Annotated in this window: 22 protein-coding genes, 1 pseudogene and 1 riboswitch; of the genes and pseudogenes, 16 read left to right on the top strand and 7 right to left on the bottom strand. The window is 52.4% G+C overall.

Annotated features, from left to right (window positions below):
• The first annotated feature begins 161 nt into the window (after positions 1-161).
• The 3 genes from DO97_RS05770 to DO97_RS05760 all read left to right on the top strand — a co-directional run bounded on the left by DO97_RS05770 (position 162) and on the right by DO97_RS05760 (position 2688).
• On the top strand, positions 162-395 hold the full coding sequence (locus DO97_RS05770) for a hypothetical protein (protein ID WP_036531668.1): 234 nt from the start codon (positions 162-164) through the stop codon (positions 393-395).
• A gap of 294 nt (positions 396-689) precedes the next feature.
• Positions 690-1886, top strand: a complete 1197-nt coding sequence (locus tag DO97_RS05765) for an IS110 family transposase (protein ID WP_036531666.1) — start codon at positions 690-692, stop codon at positions 1884-1886.
• Positions 1887-1986: 100 nt separating this feature from the next.
• Positions 1987-2688, top strand: a complete 702-nt coding sequence (locus DO97_RS05760) for a uracil-DNA glycosylase (protein ID WP_036531665.1) — start codon at positions 1987-1989, stop codon at positions 2686-2688.
• Positions 2689-2721: 33 nt separating this feature from the next.
• Here DO97_RS05760 and DO97_RS05755 read toward each other — a convergent pair whose 3' ends face one another.
• Both DO97_RS05755 and DO97_RS23755 read right to left on the bottom strand, forming a co-directional pair.
• Positions 2722-3210: an FxLYD domain-containing protein gene (locus tag DO97_RS05755; protein ID WP_036531663.1), complete on the bottom strand. Its 489-nt coding sequence runs from the start codon at positions 3208-3210 to the stop codon at positions 2722-2724.
• A 112-nt stretch (positions 3211-3322) separates the two neighbouring features.
• Entirely contained in the window at positions 3323-3529 is a 207-nt protein-coding gene (locus DO97_RS23755; RefSeq protein ID WP_156120460.1) for a hypothetical protein, read from the bottom strand.
• A gap of 197 nt (positions 3530-3726) precedes the next feature.
• Between DO97_RS23755 and DO97_RS22015 the strand changes: the two genes are divergently transcribed.
• Together DO97_RS22015 and aroQ are read left to right on the top strand one after the other, a co-directional pair.
• The gene (locus DO97_RS22015) at positions 3727-3951 is read left to right on the top strand and encodes a hypothetical protein (RefSeq protein WP_072016372.1); all 225 of its coding nucleotides are present in this window, start codon (positions 3727-3729) and stop codon (positions 3949-3951) included.
• Positions 3952-3987: 36 nt separating this feature from the next.
• Positions 3988-4449 (top strand): type II 3-dehydroquinate dehydratase, encoded by a 462-nt coding sequence (gene aroQ / locus DO97_RS05745; RefSeq protein WP_036531661.1) that lies wholly within the window; start codon positions 3988-3990, stop codon positions 4447-4449.
• Between the two features lie 2 nt (positions 4450-4451).
• Here aroQ and DO97_RS05740 read toward each other — a convergent pair.
• Together DO97_RS05740 and DO97_RS05735 are read right to left on the bottom strand one after the other, a co-directional pair.
• Positions 4452-5709: pseudogene (locus tag DO97_RS05740) on the bottom strand (competence/damage-inducible protein A).
• An 80-nt stretch (positions 5710-5789) separates the two neighbouring features.
• A complete protein-coding gene (locus DO97_RS05735) occupies positions 5790-6845 on the bottom strand; it encodes a glycosyltransferase family 4 protein (RefSeq protein WP_036531720.1) in 1056 nt (351 codons plus the stop codon).
• A 656-nt stretch (positions 6846-7501) separates the two neighbouring features.
• On the opposite strand from DO97_RS05735, the gene DO97_RS05730 reads away from it, so the two are divergent.
• The gene (locus DO97_RS05730; RefSeq protein ID WP_162182944.1) at positions 7502-7798 is read left to right on the top strand and encodes a hypothetical protein; all 297 of its coding nucleotides are present in this window, start codon (positions 7502-7504) and stop codon (positions 7796-7798) included.
• Between the two features lie 78 nt (positions 7799-7876).
• On the opposite strand, the gene DO97_RS05725 is transcribed toward DO97_RS05730, so the two are convergent.
• Positions 7877-7996, bottom strand: a complete 120-nt coding sequence (locus DO97_RS05725) for a photosystem II protein Y (protein WP_036531660.1) — start codon at positions 7994-7996, stop codon at positions 7877-7879.
• A gap of 159 nt (positions 7997-8155) precedes the next feature.
• Positions 8156-8701 carry a gamma carbonic anhydrase family protein gene (locus DO97_RS05720; RefSeq protein ID WP_052128435.1) on the bottom strand — a complete coding sequence of 182 codons (546 nt, stop codon included), beginning with the start codon at positions 8699-8701 and terminating at the stop codon, positions 8156-8158.
• Between the two features lie 121 nt (positions 8702-8822).
• Here DO97_RS05720 and DO97_RS05715 point away from each other — a divergent pair, with 121 nt between their 5' ends.
• The 9 genes from DO97_RS05715 (at position 8823) to DO97_RS24325 (ending at position 17265) form a co-directional block, all read left to right on the top strand.
• Positions 8823-9332: a TIGR02652 family protein gene (locus DO97_RS05715; RefSeq protein WP_036531710.1), complete on the top strand. Its 510-nt coding sequence runs from the start codon at positions 8823-8825 to the stop codon at positions 9330-9332.
• 54 nt (positions 9333-9386) lie between these two features.
• Positions 9387-9815 (top strand): VOC family protein, encoded by a 429-nt coding sequence (locus DO97_RS05710; protein ID WP_036531658.1) that lies wholly within the window; start codon positions 9387-9389, stop codon positions 9813-9815.
• A 4-nt stretch (positions 9816-9819) separates the two neighbouring features.
• Positions 9820-10356: a hypothetical protein gene (locus tag DO97_RS05705; protein WP_036531657.1), complete on the top strand. Its 537-nt coding sequence runs from the start codon at positions 9820-9822 to the stop codon at positions 10354-10356.
• Between the two features lie 5 nt (positions 10357-10361).
• Positions 10362-11417, top strand: a complete 1056-nt coding sequence (locus DO97_RS05700) for an AAA family ATPase (RefSeq protein WP_081980637.1) — start codon at positions 10362-10364, stop codon at positions 11415-11417.
• Complete coding sequence (locus DO97_RS05695; protein ID WP_036531653.1) at positions 11410-12264, top strand: aldose epimerase family protein; 855 nt, start codon at positions 11410-11412, stop codon at positions 12262-12264. The genes DO97_RS05700 and DO97_RS05695 overlap by 8 nt, the downstream gene beginning before the upstream one ends.
• 119 nt (positions 12265-12383) lie before the next feature.
• A riboswitch (cyclic di-AMP (ydaO/yuaA leader) is annotated at positions 12384-12521 on the top strand.
• A 232-nt stretch (positions 12522-12753) separates the two neighbouring features.
• Positions 12754-13341, top strand: coding sequence for a universal stress protein (locus DO97_RS05690; RefSeq protein WP_156120459.1), 588 nt, complete (start codon positions 12754-12756; stop codon positions 13339-13341).
• A gap of 349 nt (positions 13342-13690) precedes the next feature.
• Positions 13691-14236 (top strand): class I SAM-dependent methyltransferase, encoded by a 546-nt coding sequence (locus DO97_RS05685; RefSeq protein ID WP_204368494.1) that lies wholly within the window; start codon positions 13691-13693, stop codon positions 14234-14236.
• Between the two features lie 101 nt (positions 14237-14337).
• The gene (locus DO97_RS05680; protein ID WP_036531651.1) at positions 14338-15639 is read left to right on the top strand and encodes an O-antigen ligase family protein; all 1302 of its coding nucleotides are present in this window, start codon (positions 14338-14340) and stop codon (positions 15637-15639) included.
• Between the two features lie 813 nt (positions 15640-16452).
• On the top strand, positions 16453-17265 hold the full coding sequence (locus DO97_RS24325) for a glycosyltransferase (protein ID WP_162182948.1): 813 nt from the start codon (positions 16453-16455) through the stop codon (positions 17263-17265).
• A 29-nt stretch (positions 17266-17294) separates the two neighbouring features.
• Here the strand turns inward: DO97_RS24325 and DO97_RS05670 are convergent, their stop codons facing one another.
• Positions 17295-17777 carry a hypothetical protein gene (locus DO97_RS05670; RefSeq protein ID WP_036531647.1) on the bottom strand — a complete coding sequence of 161 codons (483 nt, stop codon included), beginning with the start codon at positions 17775-17777 and terminating at the stop codon, positions 17295-17297.
• Positions 17778-17908: 131 nt separating this feature from the next.
• On the opposite strand from DO97_RS05670, the gene aroA reads away from it, so the two are divergent.
• Complete coding sequence (aroA, locus tag DO97_RS05665; protein ID WP_036531645.1) at positions 17909-19252, top strand: 3-phosphoshikimate 1-carboxyvinyltransferase; 1344 nt, start codon at positions 17909-17911, stop codon at positions 19250-19252.
• Positions 19253-19303: the final 51 nt, after the last annotated feature.

Raw genomic sequence — 19303 nt, 5'->3', positions numbered from 1 at the left:
GATCGAATTCATCACTAACCTCGACACGGCGGACTTAGAGCGACTAACCGCGTCCTGGAAGCCTGGGATGGCAGCGGCGATGACCTGATCGATACCGCCCAACAATATGCAGCCCTGCTTCTGGCGGATAGAGCCGTGTCCGACTCAGGGAGGCCTTCGGCATGACCTTCTTCGTTAGGTTGCCTGAGAGCAGTCGGATCATCAATCTGGATGGAATCCGGGAAATCAAAATCATTGATGAACTGGATGGCCTTTGCCTCAAGTGGCATGAATATAGCCTCATGCTCAGTGGCGGCGATCGCTCGGCGGTTCTGAATGCGATCGCGCGAGCAGACCCGGCTCAATTCCCCGACTTCCCCTTTGACCAGGAGGTAGAACCCGACCATCCATTTTGAACAAACCGCCTGATGAGCCAGTGAAACTCTGGCGAAACATCCCTCCCCTGGGATGGGATGTCGCGGTAACCCTTCCACAAGGTTGCAGCAACCAGAATCAATCACGTCAAGGCTTGAGAATAAAGTGATCTTGGCAACGAGATCTATATCCTTTGCGGCCTTGCGTGGGCGATTAGGGTTCCCCTCACGAGACTTGAAGGTAAATTGGCCTTGCGGAGTCAGTCAAGGCGCTAGGGTGATTTGAGGTCTTGGATTACAGGGGTTTGTGGAGACGTATACCCTGGAGAAAATTAAATGATCATCGTTGGGCTTGATGTTTGCGAGTCCTCAGTTGTTGCGTGTTCGCTCACTGAGAAACCCGCCAAACCCTTGGATTGGTTTCGTGAGAATCGATCAAAAATCCCTATTCTGACTGCAAACAAAGAGGGGATCGACCAGTTGATTGAAATGAAGCCTGATTATGTGGTTCTGGAACCTACAGGCGTGAATTACTCTAGATTGTGGGCTACTTGGCTCGACAAGGCAAATGTCCCTATCCTTTGGGTGGGTCATGCTCAACTTAGAGGTTATCGGATGGGCTTAAAATTGCCTAGTAAGAATGACCAAGCTGATGCCCTGGCTTTAGCCGTTTTCGCCTTTGATCATCTGAACGATCCAGAGTATTTCTTGCGTTTTGAGATCTTTGGGATTGGGGCAACAATTCGATCCCTAGGATTGCAGCTTAAGCATCTTAATCGGGTTGCCAATCCAATTGTAAATCGACTCAGACAAAATCTGGCTCATGAATGGCCGGAGATGATGAATCGAAACTTGGAGCCAACCAAGAATCAAGAAGCTCCGACGATGCTGAGGTTCATCTGTGGCGAGGAACTATCCAAGCGATCGTACACAATCTATAGCAGGTCATTAACATCCACCGTTGGAAGTGGATTATCTAATTTCTCCCTAGAACATGCAAAACGACTTCTAAACCTTGAAAATCAGCAAATTAGCATTGAAAGACTTCTTTGTGAGCATGTCTATTCCGATTCGTTCAAGGCATACAATGCTGTGTTTGACCGTTTTGGCTTTGGACGACGGATCAGGGGGATTCTTCTCAGCTATTGCTACCCTTTCGAGTCTTTCCTGAATCAGAATGGGAATGAGATTAAGGAGAAGGTGAGGAGCAGGAATGGCAAAAGAGGGGTTCGTTATCGTTCCCTAGCAGCGTTTAAGCTGAGCTTGGGGTATGGCATGGTGGAAAATTCTTCCGGGTCGGCGCAAGGATGGATATTAGGGGGGTCGAAATTATGCCGCATCGCTCTCTGGCAATGGGTTTTCACCAGGATTGAAGTCAAGAGTAAGAGGCTGAAAAACTCGATCGGGGAGAAGCTTGGCAGAACCATCGATCTAATGAAAGATGGGGGAACTCCGGCAGCTCTAGCACGTTCTAGAATTGCGGCTAAGGCTTGTCAAATCCTGTTCTATGAGCTGTTGAGCGAATTTAAGTAAATCAGCGCCTCTTAGAAAGGGGATGGAAATCAATAATCCATCCCCTTTCTAAGAGGCAAAACAAACTGCTAAGGTAAAGGATAAAATCGCTGCAAAATTCATGGCTAGCGAAGACCAAATTAGTTTGTTTGACCTGTTAGCAGCGCTGCCACCGACTGCCGCAGTAACTGTTGATCGGAATTTGATTCCCACCAATGCCAAGATTCCCATTGCTCCTGGCACCTACGCCACCCTGACAGATCTGAACCATGATTGTAGTCAATGTCAGCGGTGTGGCTTGGGGGCAACCCGCACTCATGTCGTGATCAGTCGAGGCAATCCCCAAGCGTTGATCATGATTATAGGGGAGGGGCCGGGTCAGAATGAGGATGAGACCGGACTGCCCTTTGTGGGGAAGGCTGGACAACTCCTCGATAAGATTCTGGAATCTGTGCAACTGAGTTCCGAGCAGGATGTCTATATCTGCAATGTAGTCAAATGCCGTCCCCCAGAGAATCGCACCCCCACCCCTGACGAAGTGGATGCCTGTCGTCCCTACTTACTAGAACAAATCCGCATCGTTGATCCCAAAATTATCCTGTTGACGGGAGCCACAGCCGTGAAAGGGGTGACAGGGGATAAGCGGGGGATAACGCAAATCCGAGGCCAATGGATGGAGTGGCAAGGTCGGCGTTGTATGCCCATCTTCCATCCGGCCTATTTGCTCCGCAACCAGTCACGGGAGAAGGGAAGTCCTAAATGGTTGATGTGGCAAGACATCCAGGAGGTACGGCGGCAGCTGGATCAATTACCTCAGCCCTAAGCCAATTTTAGATTGCCGCTGCCGCATGATCCCTTAGTTGGCCCATGTCCATTGCACAAAGGTCGGTCGGATTGTATAACCATGCTTGAGTCCTACCCCATTGAAGGTGACGGACTCTCCTGGTCCCACATCCTCTGCGCCGGTATCGATGGTGCCAGTGCTAATAACGCTCCCTTGTTCATCTAAAATTTCGTAGTGAACAACAACAAAGAGAGCGGTGCGATCGCTATTATTGGTGACGGTACCCACGAGGGAATCCCCATCATAGGAGTTGATCGAGGCACTGAGAGAAGTCTTGTGGGCGGGATCGGATACAGGGGTTGCTGTTACCTCGCTGCCGTTGCGATTTGGCAGTTGAATCGGAGAACCCTGAAGGTTGCTACATAGCTGCCCCAGGTTGATCACCCGCCCATCTTGGGTCGCTTGTACATAGCAGTTGAGATCGGCGGGAGCAGGTTGACTTAGGGCAGGCAGCGCCATCGTCAGCCAGAGGATGACAGCCGCGAACTTAAATTTGACCATACGAAGTTCTGCTTGGGAAGGAATTTGCCAGACGAACCAGTTAACAACATATCCTACCCGTGGGGTGCCGTTGATTGTCACCCCAGACAGGTAGCTACAGCGGTGGCAATGTTCACAGTCCCCATTGAGCGTTATTCATAGACTTGGGGGGCGATCGCGCCATCGAGCGGGGCGATCCCCATTCAGCGCCGAATAACCGTTGCCGCCAGGGTTGAGGATCCCCATCGTCTAAGGGCGATCCCTGATCCATCTTGGCAATGTTGGCGACGGCATGGAAATCGTCTGCGTCGGTAAACCTCCAACCTAAGTTAGCAGCCAATTGGCTGCCAATGCTTGACCTTCCTTAACCCGCCACTCCCATGAGCACAATCATCATCTATCGATCCCAGGGTTGTTAAGTTCTTTGATCATTTGCTTTAATTAGTTATATTTAGGTAAGAAAAACTCAAAATAAACTAGAAACCTCACAAACCTCCACAAACAGTTTAAGGTAGACAGTTTTATTAGTGGTTTTTCATGTACGGTGAATTTAGACTGCGATCGCAGCAATCTATCTGGCAATTTGGAGCAGTCATCGAACTAGTGCAAGGAGCGGTTCAAGCAATGGATGCTTTAGAAAAAATATTGGACAAGGTTACTGACTGGGTACGGAAGTTAATTGAAGCCCTGCTCAGTCCGGATGCCCAACCAGAAGCTGAACTGATCCCGATCCCCATTGACGATCGCACCTCTCGTCACTAGGCCTATTCCCCTTACTCCATTAGGAAGGATCATTCCTTGCTGAGTATTTTGGTACTCCATGGCCCCAATCTCAATTTTTTGGGTCTACGTGAGCCAACGATTTACGGCTCTATCACCCTGGATCAGATCAATCATGGCTTAGTGGTGGAGGGACAGCGGCTTCAGGCTGATGTCACCACCTTGCAGTCCAACCATGAAGGGATGCTGGTGGATGCCATTCAGGAGGCCTTCGGCAAGCATCAAGGGCTGTTGATCAATGCGGCAGCCTACACCCATACCAGTGTTGCCATCAGGGATGCGATTACAGCCGTGAACCTGCCCACCGTTGAAGTTCACCTCAGCAATATTTATCGGCGGGAGTCTTTTCGCCACCACTCCTATATTGCTGCTGTTGCAATTGGGCAGATCAGTGGTTTTGGGGCTGACAGCTATCGATTGGGCCTCCAGGCATTGGTTCACCATCTGCGACCTGTGCCTGCTGAACCCATGGTTGACTAAACTCATTTTTGTAGCAATTGACGCCGCAGGTGATCCAGCGCTGAACAGGCACTGACACGACGAATCACCGGGCGACTCCGCTGACTACCAAACCGATGTTCAAAACTGGTGACGGATGCCCCTGGGCCAGCGAGGCCAATATAGACCAGCCCCACGGGCTTCTCTGGCGTCCCGCCATCCGGGCCAGCAATGCCCGTAATACTTAAGCCCCAAGTTGCTCCCAGGCGAGATCGCACCCCTACAGCCATTTGTTGCGCTACCTCACGACTGACTGCACCTACCTGGGCTAACACGCCTGCATCCACTCCCAACAGGGTCTCCTTCACGGAGTTTTCATAGGCAATCACCCCCCCGAGAAAATACTGGGAACTGCCCGGAACCTCAGTTAACAGGTGTCCTAGCCCCCCTCCCGTGCAGGACTCGGCGACCGCCAGGGTCATTTCTCTGGTTTGCAATTGCTTCCCGACGACGGTTGCCAGGGTTTCGTCATCGGCACCATAGCAATCCAGCCCCCCCACCGCCCGGAGTTGTTGTTCAATCGGAGCGATCAAGACCTGAGCTGCCGCATCTGATGCCGCCCGTGCCGAGATACGTAACTTGACTTCTCCGTAGTTGGCGTAGGGGGCAACAGTGGGATTCTCCAGCGCTAACAGGGTGGGAATTTGTTCTGCCAGGGCAGACTCGGCAATGCCCCAATACTTTAAAGTGCGACTATAAATAGTTCGCTGCCCCCAGCCTTGGCGTTGTAAAAACGGCACCGCCGTTTCCTGCCACATCCGCTGCATTTCCGTCGGCACCCCCGGAAATGTCAAAAGAGTAAGGCCAGGGCGAGGTTGCCAGATCAGTCCTGGAGCACTCCCAACTGGATTGGGAAGAATATCAGCGCCCGTTGGTAACAGGGCTTGTTTGCGATTACTTGGTGTTAGGGTGCGACCCCGAAGGGCAAACTTCTGTGCCATATCTTCCAGGATCTCGGAGCGCTCGATCAGGGGCACATCAAAAAAGTCGGCGATCGTTTCTGTGGTCAAATCGTCAGGGGTAGGCCCCAAACCCCCCCGTGAAGATCAAAATTTGGGAACGTTCACAGGCGATCGCTAAAACCCGTTTCAGCCGCACCGGATTATCTCCAACAACGGTTTGGTAGTAGTGGGGAATCCCTAACTGGGCCAGTTGTTGAGAGAGAAACTGGGCATTGGTATTGACAATATCCCCCAGTAACAGCTCGGTGCCGACACAAATGATCTCCGCGCCCTGATTCATGAACCAGACCTCACACACATCAGTACTCTCAGGGTATCTGTTTCCGATCCAGTCTGGTCGATGCCGCTTCGGGAAATTCTCTAGGTCTGTGACTGGCGCGTGGACTTCCAGACTTGCCAACTGGTATAGCCCAACAACAAGGTGGCACCAATTGCTGACCCTAGACCACTGGGAATCCCAGATACAGCAAGCGCCAACGTACCTACCCACAGCGTCAATACATAGATATAAAGCACGGTCAGACGGTGAGAGATACCTGCTTGCAGCAAGCGGTGGTGGAGATGGCGTTTATCGGCTACAAACGGAGACTTCCCCCGCCGCAGTCGGGCTACAATTACCGCCGACATATCCAAAATTGGCACTGCCAAGATTACATAGGGCAAAACGACGGCAACGGTGGTCAGGCTTTTCACCAAACCAATCACCCCCACCCCCGCTAGGGTAAAGCCAATGAAGTACGCACCGCCATCTCCCATGAAAATCTGGGCAGGATTGAAGTTATAGCGAAGAAACCCTAAGGCTCCTCCGGCTAGGGCTGCGGCAATCAGCGCTGCCGCAGGCTGCTGCATAAATAAGCTGGTAATTAACATCACCACTGCGGCGATGCCTGAGACCCCCGCCGCTAAACCATCCAAACCGTCAATCCAGTTGATGGCATTCGCCATTCCCACTAGCCAGATCACCGTCATGATTAAACTCAAAGCATCGGGCAAATGTACCAAGCCTACGAAGGGAATTGTCAGGAAATCTATATGGACTCCCATATACCATGCGGTGGCCGCAACCATTGCCTGGAGCAATAACCTGACAGAGGCAGAGAGGCCAAATAAGTCGTCTGCTAAGCCAATCAGGAAGCAGGCCAGTCCCCCAATCGTCACCCCCCAGACCTCATTCGATTTTGCCGTTGCCTGGAGACCAAACCCCCCCAGCGCCCACACACTGAGCAGTGCAAACAAGACACCGGCAAAAATTGCCACCCCTCCCAACCGCACCATTGGGCCTTGATGAACCTTACGAGCATTGGGGAGGTCAACTCGTCCGCTCTTGAGGGCAACTTTCCGTACCAATGGTGTGATGCAAAGCACTACCAGGGCAGAAATCAGAAAGGCAACCAGGTTATATAGGTGGTGAGGCATCTCAAACGCTAAGGATGGGACAAGCACTACCAGAGGATGTCTGAGAAGTATACTTTCCTAATTTCTAAAAAATGTCCCTTGTAAGCTCTGTAGCCTCACCCTGGAATCAGCTACAAGCTTTCACCATGTGTAGCCGTGACTCCCTAGACTGTCTTTTCAGACATCCTCTGTGGCAGAGTCTACTACATTTCTGCGGAGGATGACGACTCTCTCAACGACAAAACCAGCCGAGATCGCACCCGCAACTGATCCTGATCTGGAGGATTATTTGGGAGATCACGTCTATCCGCCTGTCAATAACTCCCCTATAGATGTCAACCTCTGTGATCAGCAATCAGTGACAGCAATTGCTGGTTCAAGTGACCTTTCTTGACCCTAACTACGACCAGGGAGTAGATGGCTCGCTTGTAGTTAAAGTTGATCCCCAGCTACTTTCAGGAGAATTACAGCCATTGTCTCCCTGTGGTTGGTTGTGTATCTATTCCTAAAGTAAATCTGAAAAAAATCTTAAAGACCTTCTGGGATCAGCCACCCTCAGAACCTATATAAACTGATGTTTTGACTAAGTTGCTCTGTAAAAAAACCAACAATGCACACCCTCAATAATGGGGATCAGTGATTCTCAGAGTAGAAGACCCATGAGGAGTTCGAGTTGTTTGGGTATAACCTGTCGGCATTGTCGGTACTACACACCTGAAGGCCGAAGAGGTGGACAGTGTCAGCAGTTGAGTGCACCGGTCAGTGGAGGCTGGAAAGCCTGTTCTCTGGCAATCCCACCCTTTGCACCTTCCTGGGAACTTCAAGAAGGTCTCATGGACTGGTCTGACTCGGCAATTCGATGGCCAGCGGTGATGGTCAAAGATCGCTCTCCGAGCAGCGCCGCTACAACAGCCAGGGTTGCGGTGCCAGCAGTGGTGGAGCCGCAAGCTCTCCGCAGACTATCGCGGGTTTAACCAACTCAACTCCCAAAAAACCGACTGCTTGAAGACATCAAAGCAGTCGGTTTTTTTGTGCCATTCATGGCTGACTGACTACTTATTGAGAAAGGCTTGAACCTGCTTGAGGGCAACCTGACCGATATTCTTCACCGCCCAACCACCTGCCAAGAGTAACGGCAGCAGCACCACTAATAACCGCCAGTCAATATCCATCTTCAATCTCCCTTCTATAAGATTTTTGAACGATTCTCATATTTTATTTTAACTGAACCCCGCCCATTTGCTACTGTTTTGCTGAGAATCCTTGCAAAGATCTTGGAAAAAGATGGACATCCGTCCCTGTAGCAGCCTCCTCAACCACTGCATCCAGCTTTAAGGGGGGTAGAAGCCCAGATCGCTACCAGTGCCCTGATGCACCAGGGCCAGTTTTGCGTAGGCTTGGGCATGGGCAATTAGATCTAGTGCTTCTCCATCTCCGACCTCCCGGATGACTTTACCAGGGACTCCCACCACCAGCGATCGCGATGGGATATCCTTGGTGACCACAGCTCCGGCCCCAATGATACTGCCGGTACCAATGCGAACCCCATCCAAAATTACGGCTCCAATCCCAATCAGGCTGCCGCGCTCGACATAGGCTCCATGGACAACTGCCCGGTGTCCCACCGTGACGAAGTCTTCCAGGAGGGTAGGATGTCCCGGATCTACGTGGAGGATTGCCCCATCTTGAATATTGGTGTAATCACCCAGGGAGATTGCGTCCACGTCAGCGCGCACCACGGCACCGTACCAAATACTGACCCCCTGACCGACGGTAACCGTCCCGATGACGATGGCGTTCGGTGCTACAAAGGCAGCCAGTGTTAGATCGGGGGGTGGCCAAGGCAAAGCATTCGGGCTGGGGGAAGGGAGAGGCATTGGAGGTGGCGCTGGGATTGGGTAAAAATGCTGAGGGGGCTTGATTCCGGTCAGCGTCCATCTAGCTATAATAAAGCCACAAGCGCTGATGCACCGAGAGCCAGCCAATGATGGACACTTCATGATCACTCCAGGCTTGCAATATCCCGTCTTTGGTCCCGAAATTCAGTGTCCCCACTGTCGCCAGACAATTCCAGCGCTGACCTTAACCGATACCTACCTATGTCAGCGTCATGGTGCCTTTGAATCCAATCCCAAAACGGGGGAGTTGGTTCACTTGCAATCGGGGCGGCACTGGCGGCAGTGGAACCAGGAGTGGTATCGGCAGCACAACCACCCCGATGGCATTCGCTTTGAAATTCACGAAGCCTTGGATCGGCTGTACACCCAGGGATACCGGGCTACCCGCGTGATTATTGCCCGTCGCTATCAGGATTTAATTAGTACCTATCTCGAGCGCAGTACCCCTTGGCGGGGTCAACTTGAAGCCCCCTGCCCCCGACTCTATGGATTGCCAGTGGAGTTTAGTCCCGATCCGGCGGAGGAACCCTGTTGGGCAGTGGTGAATTTTGACCTAGAGAAGGAGCCTGGTGCTCCGGTACGCTATCCCTATTTCCGCTTGTTTGAGTGATTGCAGCCAAGGTGTCTGTCTGCTCTGTTTTTACCCCCTGACTGCGGCATTGCTATGCACCACGCTTCCATCCGGACTGCTGATATCCATCGAGCGATCGCCTTCTATGAGTTGCTGGGCTTTGAGGTGCAGCAGCGATTTACCACCGGGTACACCCTCGCCTGCTGGTTGGAAGGGTTGGGGGGACGGATTGAACTGATACAAATTCCCCACCCCCACCCCGCTGCCGATGCCTTTGCTGATGAGCACTATACCGGGTACTACCATCTCTCCTTTGATCTGACGGGGCGAACCCCTGATTTACCCACCTGGTTAGCACACCTGCAAACTCGATTTCTGGCCGCGTCTGAAACTCACCCTGCTCCTGGTTTGAGAGTTTTACTGGAGCCGACCCAACAAATGATTGGCGATCAGGTCTACGAAGTAGCATTTATTGCGGATGCGGATGGATTGCCCTTAGAATTTCTGCGGATACTACGCTAACCCTATGCACAGTGGACAGATTGAGCCATTTGCTAGCAACTGGGCCTATCTCAAGGCGGAACTCCATGGGTTAGAACGCCTGTTGCTGGTGGCTGTCGCTCGCCAGCGCCGCGATACTCGAGAAATCGATCGGTTGGCTCAGTCTAAAGCCGATCGGGTGACCAGCCATTGGTGGAAGGGTTTGATGGCTCTCGATCAAGAACCGGCCTATGATGGGCCAGGAGATATGCCCCGTGGGCGATCGCCCCGTCCCCCCGCCGCCGCTGCTTCCCTGCCCAGTTATCAGCAGCAACTGCAACTACGGATTGCCGCCAGTCTTCAGCAGGGCATCTTTCTAGGAATTCCCTGTTTGGGCGATCGCCTGCATCTTGGCTGTTTTGAGAGAAATCTGCTGTTGCTCTGTTTGGCTCCGGAGATTAACCAGCGCTATGGCCGAATCTACAGTTATTTGCAAACCAATGATTCGGGGGACAGTCGGGGGGGCAGGCAACGGGTGAGCTATCGGGGATCAGCGAGGGCCGCAGTAGCTTACCTACGGTAGACCTAGTGTTGCGATTGCTGTGCCGCAATGATGGGGAGTGGCAAGCCGCTCGCATGCGGTTGACACCGGGAACGTCGTTGCTAATGCAATATCACTTACTGCTGCCGCGATCCCAAGGGGAAGGCATCTTCCTCCGCTACGCCCTGCAACTGTCAGACTCCTTAGTCAACTATCTGTTGGCAGAGTCGCCCCATCCCACCGTCTTAGAGCAACTATTACAAGGGGCATCCCCCGCCCCACCACCGCTGCTGCGATTCTGGCAACCACTGGGCACTCCCCCGGTGACCCGACAGGGGGGGACTCCAGTCACCCCGGAATCTGGGCTAGCGCAAACTGGCTTAGTGCTTCCAGCGGCCTTGATGCAACATCTCCAAACCCTTTGCGATCGCATCCAGCTGCAATCCCAGGTGGATCGGGTCTGGGGATTTCAAGGCGATGTCCCCCAGGGTGTTATGGTGGTGCTCAGTGGTGCAGCAGGAACCGGCAAAACAACAGCCGTGCGGGCGATCGCCCAGACCTTGCAGCTCCCGATCGCGATCGTCGATCTGGCTCAGGTGGCTCTAGCGGACCAAGAGAAATTACTCCAAGAAATTCTCCACCAGTCCCCCGTACTCCTACTGATTAAGTCCGCTCAGTTCTGGTTGGGACGCACACCGCTAGTGTCAGCGGCTCAGTTCCAGCACTTCTGGTGTCAGCGGCAATTACAATCGGGGCTGACATTTTTGTCCGTCCGTTACATTCAGATGGTTAAATGGCAGTGGCGGCAGCAGGTTTACCAGACACTGGAATTTCCCATCCCAGATCTGGCGGCGCGACTCCAGTTATGGCAACAGGCAATTCCCACCCCCACCCCCTTAGACCCCAATATTGATTGGCGGGTGCTGGCAGAACAATGGCCGATCAGTGGCGGAGAAATCCGTGCGATCGCTCGTAGCGCTGCTTTCTATGCAGCGGCAGAATCCCCCCATACCAAGCTGGGGATGCAGCACCTCCTCCAAGCTGGGGCACAGGCCCAGCATCCCCCTCGCAAATCTACTCCAAGGAGATCGACCTGTGGCTGAGATTGATCATCAACCTCCCTATCCCACTTATATTTTGGAAGACCCGACAGCTGAGGCACGTCTAGAGGTCGTACCAGCAAGGGGTGGCATCGTTACCCGCTGGCAAGTTGGTGGCCAAGACATTCTGTATCTTGATCACGCCCGCTTTGCCCAACCCGACCTCTCCGTAAGGGGTGGCATTCCCATCCTTTTCCCCATCTGTGGCAATCTTCCCAACAATACTTATACCTATCAGGGACAGACCTACACCCTCAAGCAGCATGGTTTTGCCCGCGATCTCCCCTGGGACGTTCTGGATGCCACTCAATCGACCCATCTGACCCTACAACTCACCAGTAACCCGCAAACCCTGGCGGTCTACCCCTTTGAGTTTGAAGTCCTGTTTACCTACCAGATCCAAGGCAAGCAGTTGCTAATTCAGCAGTGCTATACCAACCTCAGCCCTGATCCGATGCCCTTCTCAACTGGGTTACACCCTTATTTTGCCGCCCCTGACAAGACCCAACTGCAATTTGAAATTCCAGCAACGGAGTATCAGGCACAATCAACCCAGACTAGACAACCCTTCTCAGGAAAATTTGACTTTGACCTAGAGGAAATTGATTGGGGGTTTCGCCAACTTTCTGCCCAGACTGCCAGCGTGGTTGATCGGAGTCAGATGCGGAAGTTGACCCTCACCTACGACGACAACTACACCACCCTGGTCTTTTGGACGTTGAAGGGCAAAGATTTTTACTGCCTTGAGCCTTGGAGTGCCCCTCGCAACGCCTTGAATACTGGAGATGGCCTGATTCAGTTGCCGCCAGGTGTTAGTCTAGAGGTGGATGTAGCCTTAGAGATTACCTAGGTTGCTCTGGCACAGAGGAACCGGAGCGACCCTAATCTTGATTAATTCCCACGGGAGTGCTAAATTCCTGAAAATACCTTAGGTGAAGTCAGCCTAATCCAGGAAACCTGTTTTAAGCAATTGGGTGTGAGGTAAAACCTGGAGCGGAGGAACCAATGTTTTGGGGCGTATCTCTTGTCCTTACGAGGATATCCAGAGAAGGGCATCTCTCAGCCCTAGCCCGTCAGCTAACTCCGTCGGCATTGGGAGGAGACTGAAAGAGGCAACGTTTTTCTACGTCAGCTTCTATCGGTGTCCCTGGCTGATATAGATACAGTTGCGTCTACTGTATCTGCCTTCGACTCTGAGGAGATTCGGTATCAACAGTTAATCAACTATGGATGGAGCTACCATGGCTGAAAAAGTCGTATGGAAACTCCACCAACCTATTGGGGTGGGAGAGTGGGTGAGCCTGCCTGCCCATGGTTCAAATGAGTAGAGGCCCAAGTAATGAATATTAAATCCATGCTGCTGCGCTTAGAGGATGCCCTCGAGCGTCGTGGCCTAGCCAAACAAATGATCCTGATGTCGGTACCGATGCCTGGGGGTGCTCCCTGGATCACATCGGCTGCGATTAGTTTAGTCGTGGGTTACAATGCGTCCCCCAATAGTCAAACCGCGCTGGATTTAGCGCTGTGGATTGCCCATCAAACGCGGCTGGTGACCCGCAAGCCTGTGACGGTGCAGGTGGTTTATGTGATCCCGGAAGGATCGGTGACGCCCCATCCAGATCACTTACGACACTTGGAACAAGCAGACCAGTTTCTCTGGCAAGCCCATTGTCTGGCGGAAGAATGGGGGGGCTCGTTTCAAGCCCAACTGCGGGTCGGAACGGTTGCTCAAGAATTGCGATCGGCAGTGATTGCATCGGGTGCCACTGCCCTCTTCTTAGGTTGTGATTCCATTGCCCATCCTTTCGTCCAAACATTAGACTCTAACTTTCCCTGTTCAGTCCTCGGCATTCCCAGCGACGAGGTACTGGGTGCGAGTGGCGTGTCTATAACCGCAGAAAATCAGTCTGTAACCACTTGCTGTTAGCGTTGGGGCAGTTCCCTGGGGGGTATGCCTAGCCCCCAGCGGTAAGTTCAATTGCTCTCAATTGCTCTCAATTGCCCTGACGGGATCATTTTCGTGGGTCATGACCTTGACATTGCCCTCAGAGCAGATGATGCGCCCTTGCAGGTTAGGAGGCAAAATTTAATTGTTAAAACCGCTCAAATCTCTTGCTCAAATCGTTCCCTTCTTACCCTCCACCATTTATCACTCCCTCAGAAGGGCATCCACAGCTTACCGTGACCAGCATCAATCCACAGAAGATATTTTCACAGATATTTTCAGGCGCAATGCTTGGGGCGGTGCAGACTCCCTCTCGGGAACCGGATCAGGATTGGATCAAACCCAAACGATTCTGGCAGAGATGCCAATTTTATTCCAGGACTGGGGAATATCGTCCATTCTCGACATTCCCTGTGGTGATTTTTATTGGATGAGCAAGCTGCAGCTAGAGGGCATTCGCTATATTGGGGCAGATATTGTTAAACAAATAATTGAGATCAATCAGAAAAAACAAACAGACAATATCACCTTTATTCAGGCAGATTTGCTCACAGATAATTTACCTCAAGTTGATCTAATATTCTGTCGCGATTGCCTGGTTCACTTTTCGTTCGCCGACATCCATCGAGCCTTAAAGAATATTTGTAAAAGCAACTCCAAATTTCTCCTGACCACCACCTTTCCGGAACGGGATCATAATTATGATATCGTCACCGGAGAATGGAGAGTTCTGAATCTTGAAATTGAGCCATTTGGTTTACCTGCACCGGCACGGATGCTGGTCGAAGGTTGCACGGAAGAAAATGGCATTTTCAAAGATAAGTCTCTAGGATTATGGAGGATCAGCGACATCCAACAATGTCTGAAAACTAGTTGATCCCCTCCATTTCCTCCGTTGACTGCAATGCCCTGATCCAACCTCGTGTCCAGTCTCAAGGTTGGAATTTCGTCCTGATCAAACCTAGTGGAACGTTTTAGATGTGGTTACCCTGGATGGCGACACAGTTGTTCAGTCGTCAGAATTGGCTTGTGGTTGGCACACTGGTGCTATCAATTAGTCCCGTTGTTTGTATGACCTGCTATGCGATCGCGGCCCTGATCACCGTTGGGAAATTTCCCTGGAAACACAGGGGTCGTGAGCAATGGGCGATAATGCTCTGGATCGCTGTGATCATGATAGGTTTGGGGTTGCGAAAAGTTCAACCGGAGATCATTCAACCGGGGGGGGTCGCTTTGAGCGACTATCTGCCATTTTTTCCGTTTTTCTTTTGCCTCAGCCTGCGTCCGTTTACGGTGTCTGAAATCAAAGGCTTTTGCTACGCAGTGATGTTGACCACACCACAGCAACTCCTGCTCGCTATTGGTGAGAACTATGGGCATTGGTACGGTCGGTTTCACTGGTTGGGGGAAAGCACCGCCCTGATTGATGGCTACATTGGCCCAGTGGAAGCGGGTCTGAGTACCTCCGCCGGTTTTTTTAATCCCAATATTCTGGCAGGCTACTGCATCTTTAGTGCGGGTCTGGCTCTGACTTTATGGATCAGTTCATCACAGCCCAAGTACGCACTGACCTGGAACAACGGGTTAGTAGTTCTGGGGCTGTTCTGCTCCGTGGGGCTGTTACTCTGGTCTGGATCGCAAAACGGGTTGATGGGCTTTGTGGTGATGGTACTTCTGTTCATCTGGATAGCGGGGCAGATGAAAATTAATCGGATCTTACTTCTGGGGTCTGCCTTGGGACTGGGGCTGTTTCTCTTAGCTCAGAGTTCACTCCGTCCCTTGCTAGCCCTGGCCCTCCCCCCGAGACTGTTCTCCCTCAGCGGTTCCCTGGTGTCCTCCTTTGAGGAACGCCGCCCCTTCTATGCCTGTGCCACTCAGCTGATCGAACAATACCCCCTGATCGGCGTTGGCATTGGTCGCTTCTCTAGCGAATGTTATCGCCGAGTGGGGTGGCACATGGCCCATGCCCACAATTTGTTATTACAGCTGGGTGCAGAAGTGGGGCTACCCCTCACGTTCCTGATGGTTGGGTTTATGGGGTATGTACTTTACCAGTCTGGAAGCTACTTCTGCCAGCCTACCCAGGTGCGGGAAACTTCAATCGAGCGCAGCCTTACCCATCTCGGGCTGGGGTTGCTAGCGGTGAGTGGAGTGCTCTTACTGATGCAGGGGCTAGATCTGGCCTTATTGATGTCTTATCGCTTAAACTTTCTATTCTGGATTGGTCTGGCCATCCCTTACTCTTTGGCCATTCAGCCCCCTCCATCCGCACAACGCTAGCGTTACAGAATTTCTCCCCGATGCAGATGCAGATGATGTCAAAACCTGTGATCCTCCATGTCCTCCACGGCTGGGGGGGCGGCGTTGAACGCTGGTTGAATGACTTTGGCAGTCATGATTCCACCCATACCCACCTTGTTTTAAAGTCCCTCGGCAAACCCAAAGTTCCCAGCCCCCAATTGGCTCTCTATGAGGGGGTGCCCACTGGCCAGCCTCTGTGTACGTGGGAACTGAGCGTGCCAATTTTTGGCACGGTGGTGACCCATGCAGAATATACCTACGTCATCGAAGAAATTCTGCGGCGGTATTCAGTCACTGCGATTGTGATTTCCTCCCTGATCGGGCATTCCCTGGAAATTCTGAATCTAGATCTGCCGACCCTGGTGGTGTGCCATGACTACTACCCCTTCTGTGCGGCGATCAATATTTATTTCAATCAGGTTTGTACCGATTGTCACCTCAGTCATCTTCAGGCTTGCTTCCGCGAAAATACTAATAACATTGCCTTTCGCGATGTGTCAGCCTTGGGCTGGATGCCGATTCGCCAACAATTTCTGGAACGGGTTTTGCAGCGGCGCATCCCCTTGGTGACCCCCTCCGCATCGGTAAAACGGCACCTGATAGGGCTGGAACCAGCTTTAGAGCAAGCTGATTTTGTGGTGATTCCCCACGGTGCTGCCCTCACCGGGCAAACACCAGTGACGGAGGTTAACTGTTTCCCTAGCGAAAAATTCAAGATTTTAATCCCAGGACGACTTGCTCTCGCTAAGGGGCTAGATCTATTTAAGGCAGCCTATCCTGAGATCTTGGAGTTTGCCGAGAGTTTTTTTGTTGGGTGCCGGAGAGGCTGGTCAGCAGTTTGCCGACATCCCTGGAATTCACTTGGTGGCGACCGATTATGCCCATGCGGATCTTACCCTGTGGGTGCGGGCGATCGCTCCCGATCTAGGCCTCATTTTATCCATTGTCCCGGAGACTTTTTCCTATACCCTCAGCGAACTGGCAATCCTCCGGATTCCCACCCTAACAACCAATCTTGGCAGTTTCACCGACCGAATTCACGAGGGGATCAATGGATTTCGGGTCAGCCCAGATCCCACCGCTGTGGTAGCCAAGCTGCGCACTCTCTCCCAACAACCGCAACTTTTGGCGCAAGTCACTCACCACCTAGAGCAAACCCCCCATCGTTCTGTGGCGGCGATGGTTCAGGACTACTTCCAATTGCTGGCTCTCCGAGCCACGACTCCGTCTATTGTCCAACCTGAGTCGGATCGATGGTCTCTATTACGATACTTCCAAGCAGAAGTTCAGCGATCGCAGGCTCAAGCCCTGGATAATTGGACTCACTGGCAACAAACTCAAGCCCAATTGCAACAAACCCAAACTCAGTGGCAACAAACCCAAGCCCAGCTGCAAGAGATCCAAGCCCAATTGCAGGATACCCAGGCACGGCTCAACCATGCTGATTCTCAGTATCACTATGCCTTAGCCCATCTGAGGCACACTCAGGCTCAAGTAGAAACTGCCCGCGAGGAAATTCACGCCATGGAAACCAGCAAGTTTTGGAAGCTCCGGGATGCCTGGTTCCAAGTCAAGAAGGTCTTAGGACGCTCCACCCCTCAATGAGGCATTTCACCTCGCAGATGCTACTGATATTAATGCTGAATTTCTAGATGCAGCACATACTGACCCAACTGCAAATTAGCAGTCCAGAGTTCATACTCTAGGCGCAGACGTTCGGGTAAAGACCGCCCGGTCAAGGAGAGACTGCGGGTAAAGTTTCGCAATCGTAAATGATCGGCAACGGTCGGTGCGCTGTCCTGAAGCCAATAACGGCTGATGCCATAGACCCCCTGCTCCCACCAGTGGCGATAGCTGAAACCGCCATTTCCCTGCATGGTCATAATCAAACGATAGGGGGAAATTTCCAACCACAGCAGTCGTGGAGTAGCCGCTGCCTGAAGGATAGAGGGTGGTTCAGGGGTGGCTGGACACTGGACAACTGGTTCTGTTAAGAGCAAATGAAACTGTTCCGGTGCCTGCTGATAAAGGGTAGCTGAGGTTTCCAGCACAGACCAAACGGGAAGATCCGTTGCCATCAGAGAAAGGGAGACAGGCTTAGGATGACGGGTCAACATAGAGACCATGAAGGAAATGGGGCTGCCTAGTCACAAATTATAAGTTGGCTTGCTACCAACTGCGGATTAACGCCAATACAGGGCAGAAAAGGGTAGGATCGCCTTTGGCAACTTCTATTCAGTTTATCCCAATGCCTGCTGCCACCGTTGTATTGCAGACTGCTGAATCTTTCCAGACACTGACCATCCGTCCCCCCGAAGCTGGGATCGCTCTACAGGGGCGGATTCGAGTTCCCGGTGATAAATCCATTTCCCATCGAGCCTTGATGCTAGGAGCGATCGCCAATGGCACAACGGTGATCCAGGGCTTGTTATTGGGCGAAGATCCCCGGAGTACAGCGGCCTGTTTTCGCGCCTTAGGGGCGGAGATTTCAGCGTTGAATGCCAAAGAGGTAACGGTGAAGGGCATTGGCCTGGGAAATCTGCAAGAACCGACGGATATGCTATCTGCAGGTAACTCTGGAACCACCCTGCGGCTGATGCTGGGACTGTTGGCCAGCCACTCGGGGCGATTTTTCACGGTGACAGGAGATGCATCCCTGCGATCGCGTCCGATGTTACGAGTCATCCGACCCTTGCAGCAGATGGGAGCCGATCTCTGGTTCCGGATGGGGGGATTTGCCCCCCTCGCCATCCAAGGACAGACCCTTCAGCCCATCCATTACTACTCACCCATTGCTTCAGCTCAAGTCAAATCCTGTATTTTACTGGCAGGGTTGATGACAGAAGGAAAGACCACCATTACAGAACCTGCGCTCTCTCGGGATCACAGTGAACGGATGCTACGAGCCTTTGGTGCCGATCTCACGGTTGATCCCGAAACCCATAGCGTCACGGTTACTGGGCCAGCCGCGTTGCAGGGTCAGACGGTGATTGTCCCTGGAGATATCAGTTCGGCGGCTTTCTGGTTAGTGGCGGGGGCAATCGTTCCTGGCTCAAACCTAGTGATTGAAAATGTGGGGGTGAATCCGACCCGCACGGGCATCCTTGATGTTTTAGCGGAAATGGGTGCCCAGATCCAACTCGAAAACCCGCGAGAAGTAGCTGGGGAACCCGTCGCTGACCTGCGAGTCCGCCATAGTCCCCTCCAAAGTTGTGAAATTAGTGGCGCTATTATCCCGCGGTTGATTGATGAAATTCCGATTCTGGCCGTCGCCGCTGTCTTTGCCCAAGGAACAACGGTGATTCGTGATGCTACGGAACTGCGGGTGAAGGAAAGCGATCGCATTGCGGTGATGGCAACCCAACTTAGTCGCCTGGGGGCTCAGGTGACCGAACTGCCTGACGGACTGGAAATTGTGGGTGGCACTCCCTTAGTCGGCACTGAGGTAGACAGCGATCGGGATCATCGAGTTGCCATGAGCTTGGCGATCGCGGCTCTCAATGCCAGAGGCACCACAATTATCCAGGGGGCTGAAGCAGCGGCCATTTCCTACCCAGATTTCACGGCCACCTTACAACGGATTTGTCCCTGATCCTCAGCAGCGGCTCGATCCATGGGTGGTAGCTGTCAACCTTTAATGACG

Source organism: Neosynechococcus sphagnicola sy1, assembly GCF_000775285.1.
Taxonomy (GTDB): Bacteria; Cyanobacteriota; Cyanobacteriia; order Neosynechococcales; family Neosynechococcaceae; genus Neosynechococcus; species Neosynechococcus sphagnicola.
The sequence above is the reverse complement of the archived record's forward strand: the minus strand, read 5'-3'. Positions and strand labels throughout refer to the sequence as shown.

Coding starts and splice junctions, on each gene's coding strand:
- DO97_RS05770 (WP_036531668.1), top strand. CDS start 162: ATGACCTTCTTCGTTAGGTTGCCTGAGAGCAGTCGGATCATCAATCTG.
- DO97_RS05765 (WP_036531666.1), top strand. CDS start 690: ATGATCATCGTTGGGCTTGATGTTTGCGAGTCCTCAGTTGTTGCGTGT.
- DO97_RS05760 (WP_036531665.1), top strand. CDS start 1,987: ATGGCTAGCGAAGACCAAATTAGTTTGTTTGACCTGTTAGCAGCGCTG.
- DO97_RS05755 (WP_036531663.1), bottom strand. CDS start 3,210: ATGGTCAAATTTAAGTTCGCGGCTGTCATCCTCTGGCTGACGATGGCG.
- DO97_RS22015 (WP_072016372.1), top strand. CDS start 3,727: ATGTACGGTGAATTTAGACTGCGATCGCAGCAATCTATCTGGCAATTT.
- DO97_RS05735 (WP_036531720.1), bottom strand. CDS start 6,845: ATGCCTCACCACCTATATAACCTGGTTGCCTTTCTGATTTCTGCCCTG.
- DO97_RS05725 (WP_036531660.1), bottom strand. CDS start 7,996: ATGGATATTGACTGGCGGTTATTAGTGGTGCTGCTGCCGTTACTCTTG.
- DO97_RS05720 (WP_052128435.1), bottom strand. CDS start 8,701: ATGCCTCTCCCTTCCCCCAGCCCGAATGCTTTGCCTTGGCCACCCCCC.
- DO97_RS05715 (WP_036531710.1), top strand. CDS start 8,823: ATGATCACTCCAGGCTTGCAATATCCCGTCTTTGGTCCCGAAATTCAG.
- DO97_RS05710 (WP_036531658.1), top strand. CDS start 9,387: ATGCACCACGCTTCCATCCGGACTGCTGATATCCATCGAGCGATCGCC.
- DO97_RS05705 (WP_036531657.1), top strand. CDS start 9,820: ATGCACAGTGGACAGATTGAGCCATTTGCTAGCAACTGGGCCTATCTC.
- DO97_RS05690 (WP_156120459.1), top strand. CDS start 12,754: ATGAATATTAAATCCATGCTGCTGCGCTTAGAGGATGCCCTCGAGCGT.
- DO97_RS05680 (WP_036531651.1), top strand. CDS start 14,338: ATGTGGTTACCCTGGATGGCGACACAGTTGTTCAGTCGTCAGAATTGG.
- DO97_RS05670 (WP_036531647.1), bottom strand. CDS start 17,777: ATGTTGACCCGTCATCCTAAGCCTGTCTCCCTTTCTCTGATGGCAACG.
- aroA (WP_036531645.1), top strand. CDS start 17,909: ATGCCTGCTGCCACCGTTGTATTGCAGACTGCTGAATCTTTCCAGACA.